A 5,134-nucleotide genomic window follows, 5' to 3' on the forward strand; every position below is an offset into this window, starting at 1 on the left:
CACCCCGTCACCCCGGTGCCCCCGTGACAGGTGACCGGCGGCGCGGCTCTGCGGCCGACGGGCGCCGAGCGCGACCGCCCCGGGGCACAGCCAAGCGCCCTGCGGAACCCGTCCGGCGGGCGCGAGCGGCGGCGGCCGGGCACCGTACGCCCCGACCGGCCGGGCGGCCTCCCGCTCGGAGCTGGAGGTGACCGGCAACCCACGGGTGGCGGACGGGGCGGCGCCGGTCAGGACGCCAGTTGCTCGGGCAGCGCGGTCGCGTGGACGACCGTCAGGCCGGAGACGGCGCGGGTGAGCGAGACGTAGAGGCGGCGCAGACCGGTGCGTTCGTCCGGTTCGGCGTCGACGACGGCCGAGGGCTCGTCGAGGACGACGTAGTCGTACTCCAGGCCCTTGGCCAGGGACGCGGGGACGAGCGTCAGCCGGACGTCGGGGGTGGTCTCCTCGCCCGGGGCGAGGTACGGGATTCCGGCGGCGGCCAGCGCGTCCGCGAGCGGACCGACGCGCGGGTCGGCGGCGATCAGACCGATGGAGCCCTCATTGCCGAGCGCCTCGGCGCAAGCCCCGACGACCGCGGCGTCGAGCCCGTCCGCGGCCGGGACCCGGCGGACGGCGAGCGAACCCGGGGCCTCACGGATCGAGCGGACCTCGGCCAGACCGGGCGAGATCGCCGGTAGCAGGCGGGAGGCGTACGCGATGACCTCGCGCGGCACGCGGAAGCCCGCCGTGAGCTCCTCCACCACCGCGTCCCGCTTGCCCAGGTGGGCCAGCGCCTCCTCCCAGCTCGCCGTCGCCCACGGCGTCGTCCCCTGCGCGAGGTCGCCCAGGACCGTCGCGGAACCCGTGGTGCAACGGCGGCCCACCGCGCGGTACTGCATGGGGGAGAGGTCCTGTGCCTCGTCGACGACGACGTGTCCGAGGGACGGCGTACGGGACACGAGGTCTGCCGTCTCGTCGATCAGGACCGCGTCCGCCGCCGACCACTTCGCGGAGCGCACGCCCCTGGGCGGCGTCTGCCACAGGATCGCCTTCTGCTCGTCGGCCGTCAGCACGCCCTCCGCGTGCTCGGCCAGGAACTCCGGGTCGGAGAGCAGTCGCAGCACGAGCTTCGCGGGGTCGACCGGCGGCCAGATCGCCCTGACCGCCGCCTTCACGGCCGCGTTGCGGGCCACGGCGTCCTGGACGCGGTCGTCGGGCGCCTCGCCCGCCTGCTCCATGCGGACCAGGACGGCGTGCGCGATGCGCTGCGGCAGCGCGTCCCGCGCCGCGCCGTACCGGATGTCCCGGTCCAGCAATTCCCGGACCACCTCTTCGAGTTCGTAGGCGGGTACGCGCCAGCGGCGCGAGCCCCGCACGACGACGACCGGCTCCGTCGGCAGGGTGACGTGCGAACGCACGGCCCGCGCGAGCACGGTCGCCATCCGGGCGTCGCCCTTGACGACGGCCGCTTCCGCCGCGTCGGTGCCGCGCACCTCCACACCGGTCCCCGCGGTCACCAGGTCGTCGACGGTCGCCTGCTTGACCTCGAGTTCGCCGAGCGCCGGCAGGACCTGCTCGATGTAGTGCAGGAAGGACCTGTTGGGGCCGATGACGAGGGTGCCGGTGCGTGCCAGCCGCTCGCGGTGCGCGTAGAGCAGAAAGGCCACGCGGTGCAGGCCGACCGCGGTCTTCCCGGTGCCGGGGCCGCCCTGCACGCAGACCGTGCCGCCCAGGCCGCTGCGGACGATCTCGTCCTGCTCGGGCTGGATGGTCGCGACGATGTCCCGCATCGGGCCGACGCGCGGCCGTTCGATCTCCGCCTGGAGGAGCCTGCTGGTCCGGTCGGTCTCGGCCGGGTCGGTGAGGTGCTCATCCTCGTACGCCGTGAGGTCGCCGCCGGTGTACCCGAAGCGGCGGCGCAGCCCGACGTCCATCGGGTCCTTCCGCGAGGCGCGGTAGAAGGGCTGGGAGACGGGGGCGCGCCAGTCGATCACCATCGGGTCGCCGTCGGCGTCGTGGACGTGGCGGCGTCCGATGTAGAACTGCCCGCCCTGAGCCCCCTCGGCCAACTCCGCCCCCGGGGCGTGGAGGTAGTCGAGGCGGCCGAAGAAGAGAGGTGTTCCCGCGTGGTCGGCCAGGGCCTTGATGCGCTCGTCGATCTGGCGCTGGAGGACCTGCGCGTTCACCCAGTTCGCGGTGACGTCTCGGATGTCGAGGGCTTCGGCGTCCTCACGCATCGCGCGCAGGGCGGCGCGGGAGCGTGCGAGGTGGGCCCGTTCGCGGGCGAGCGGGTCGTCGTCTTCTGTTGCGTGCGCGGGCACGGTGTGGCCTCCGGGCATGACTGCATGAATGCGTGACTGCGTGCGCGGACGCACGGCGAGGCGTGGGTCCGCAGGGGTCACGTTCACGTTGCGGATGCCGGCCCGGTTTCCGTCCGGGCGGCGCGCTCCCTGGCCGGGCGGGGAGGGAGGCGGCAAGACGGGCGATGCTAGCCCTGGGGGTACGGAGGGGGCAAACCAATTAGGGACGGCAGAGCCGGGGGACCCCTACGTCTGCGGGATGACCCCCCTAGGGGATTCCGTGGGTCCCGGGAGGGACCGCGCTCCACAGCGGATTCCATCCGCAGACCGATGTACTGCAAAGGAGTGAATCGCATCATTGAGTACATGAGCAGCGCGACATTCACCCCAGGCCCGCCCGGCCGGGCGGCTCCCCACGTGAGCGGTGCCACCGCCGTCGACTCGGCCGGCTCCGAGCACCCCCGGCACCTGATCGGCAACGCCCTGCGAGCGATCAAGGTCTTCCTCGGGGCGGCGATCAGCGTCGTCGTCCTCGGCGAGTACAACGAGACCAAAGACATACCGAAGACATGAGTACGCCTACCCAGCACGCCTGAGCCGTTCGGCAGAGGCGCCGGCCCTTCCCGGTCGATGGGATGGTGCCATGACGACGCCTGCCGCCCCCGGCCCCGGTTCCTCCTCTCCCTCTTCCCCGGCCGCTTCCTCGGCGCTGGTCTCCGCGGGCCCCTCCTCCGCGAAGCCGGCGCGGATCGCCGCGGGCGTCGGCCTGGTGGCGGTCGTCCTCGACGTGATCCTGTGCATGATCCTCGTCCTCGTCGACGCCTACGAGCCCGGTGACGGCCGTGCGGGCGCCTTCGTCGACGCGGGCATGGGCAGCCTCTGGGCCTCGGGCCTGACCGGGCTCGCCGCCCTCTGCCTCCCGGCGGCCGTCACCGGCCGGGCCGTCCGATCCGGCCTCGTCGCCGCCCAGTACGCCTTCCTCGTCCTCGCCCCGGTCCTCGTCCTGCTCGACTGACAGCCCGCGAGCCGCGCACGCGAGCGGACACGGGCGGGCCCCTGCCAGGTCCCCGCCCGGCCAGGTCCCGCCCAGCCTGGTCAGGTCCCGCCCCGGTCAGACCTCGTCGCCCGCCAGCAGCGCGTCCGCGTCGACGATCCGGTAGGCGTAGCCCTGCTCGGCGAGGAACCGCTGCCGGTGCGCGGCGAAGTCCTGGTCGATGGTGTCCCTGGCCACGACGGAGTAGAACCGGGCCTCGTGGCCGTCCGCCTTCGGACGGAGCACCCGGCCCAGCCGCTGCGCCTCCTCCTGGCGGGAGCCGAAGGTGCCGGACACCTGGATGGCGACGGTCGCCTCGGGCAGGTCGATGGAGAAGTTCGCCACCTTCGACACGACCAGCACGGAGAGCTCGCCCTGCCGGAACGCCTCGAAGAGCTTCTCCCGCTGCGCGTTGGACGTGTCGCCCTTGATCACGGGCGCGTCCAGGTGCTCGCCCAGCTCGTCGAGCTGGTCGATGTACTGCCCGATGACCAGGGTCTGCTCACCCCGGTGCCGGCGCACCAGCGCCTCGGTGACGTTCCGCTTGGAGTCGGTGGTCGCGCAGTACCGGTACTTGTCCTCCGTCTCGGCCGTCGCGTACGCGAGCCGCTCGGAGTCCGTGAGGTTGACGCGGACCTCGACGCAGTCGGCGGGCGCGATGTAGCCCTGCGCCTCGATCTCCTTCCAGGGGGCGTCGAAGCGCTTGGGCCCGATGAGGGAGAAGACGTCCGACTCGCGGCCGTCCTCGCGCACGAGGGTGGCCGTCAGCCCGAGCCGCCGCCGCGCCTGGAGGTCGGCGGTGAACTTGAACACCGGGGCGGGGAGGAGGTGCACCTCGTCGTAGACGATCAGACCCCAGTCCCGGGAGTCGAACAGCTCCAGGTGCGGGTACACGCCCTTCCGGCGGGTGGTGAGCACTTGGTACGTGGCGATGGTGACCGGCCGGATCTCCTTGCGCGTACCGCTGTACTCGCCGATCTCGTCCTCCGTCAGGGAGGTCCGCTTCACCAGCTCGTGCTTCCACTGCCGGGCCGAGACCGTGTTGGTCACCAGGATCAGCGTGGTGGCCTTCGCCTCCGCCATCGCACCGGCCCCGACCAGCGTCTTTCCCGCGCCGCAGGGGAGGACGACGACACCGGAGCCGCCGTGCCAGAACCCCTCGACGGCCTGCCGCTGGTACGGGCGCAGCGCCCAGCCGGTCTCGTCCAGCTCGATCGGGTGCGCCTCCCCGTCGACGTAACCGGCGAGGTCCTCGGCGGGCCAGCCCAGCTTCAGCAGGGTCTGCTTGATCTGGCCGCGCTCGGACGGGTGCACGACGACCGTGTCCGGGTCGATCCTCGCCCCGACCAGCGGGACGATCTTCTTCGAGCGCAGGATCTCTTCCAGGACCGGCCGGTCGCTGCTGGTCAGCACCAGTCCGTGGGTGGGGTGCTTGCTGAGGGTGAGCCGCCCGTAGCGGGCCATCGTCTCGGCGACGTCCACGAGCAGGGCGTGCGGCACCGGGTAGCGGGAGAACTGCACGAGGGCGTCCACGACCTGCTCGGCGTCGTGCCCGGCCGCGCGGGCGTTCCACAGGCCGAGCGGCGTGAGGCGGTAGGTGTGGATGTGCTCGGGCGCGCGCTCCAGCTCGGCGAACGGCGCGATGGCGCGGCGGCATTCGTCCGCCAGCTCGTGGTCGACCTCCAGCAGGAGTGTCTTGTCGCTCTGGACGATGAGAGGTCCGTTCACGCCTCACCCTTTCCTTTCGGCCAAACGTCCAGTGTGCCTGATCCCGCCGGAAACCGGGCCGCCCCCGAATCCCGGCATTCAAAGCCCCCCGGCC

4 protein-coding genes are annotated in these 5,134 nt (G+C 72.7%); 2 read left to right on the plus strand and 2 right to left on the minus strand.

Annotation, left to right across the window (positions count from 1 at the left end; genetic code table 11):
- Positions 1–227 precede the first annotated feature (227 nt).
- A complete protein-coding gene (locus GUY61_RS34440; protein ID WP_208106820.1) occupies positions 228–2,318 on the minus strand; it encodes an AAA family ATPase in 2,091 nt (696 codons plus the stop codon).
- A 327-nt stretch (positions 2,319–2,645) separates the two neighbouring features.
- On the opposite strand from GUY61_RS34440, the gene GUY61_RS34445 reads away from it, so the two are divergent.
- Both GUY61_RS34445 and GUY61_RS34450 read left to right on the plus strand, forming a co-directional pair.
- Positions 2,646–2,852 carry a hypothetical protein gene (locus tag GUY61_RS34445; protein WP_166634253.1) on the plus strand — a complete coding sequence of 69 codons (207 nt, stop codon included), beginning with the start codon at positions 2,646–2,648 and terminating at the stop codon, positions 2,850–2,852.
- A gap of 70 nt (positions 2,853–2,922) precedes the next feature.
- A complete protein-coding gene (locus tag GUY61_RS34450; protein ID WP_166634254.1) occupies positions 2,923–3,294 on the plus strand; it encodes a hypothetical protein in 372 nt (123 codons plus the stop codon).
- 96 nt (positions 3,295–3,390) lie between these two features.
- Here GUY61_RS34450 and GUY61_RS34455 read toward each other — a convergent pair whose 3' ends face one another.
- Entirely contained in the window at positions 3,391–5,040 is a 1,650-nt protein-coding gene (locus GUY61_RS34455; RefSeq protein ID WP_166634255.1) for a DNA repair helicase XPB, read from the minus strand.
- Positions 5,041–5,134: the final 94 nt, after the last annotated feature.

The organism is Streptomyces sp. GC420 (assembly GCF_009916105.1).
In the GTDB taxonomy this organism is placed as follows: Bacteria; Actinomycetota; Actinomycetes; order Streptomycetales; family Streptomycetaceae; genus Streptomyces.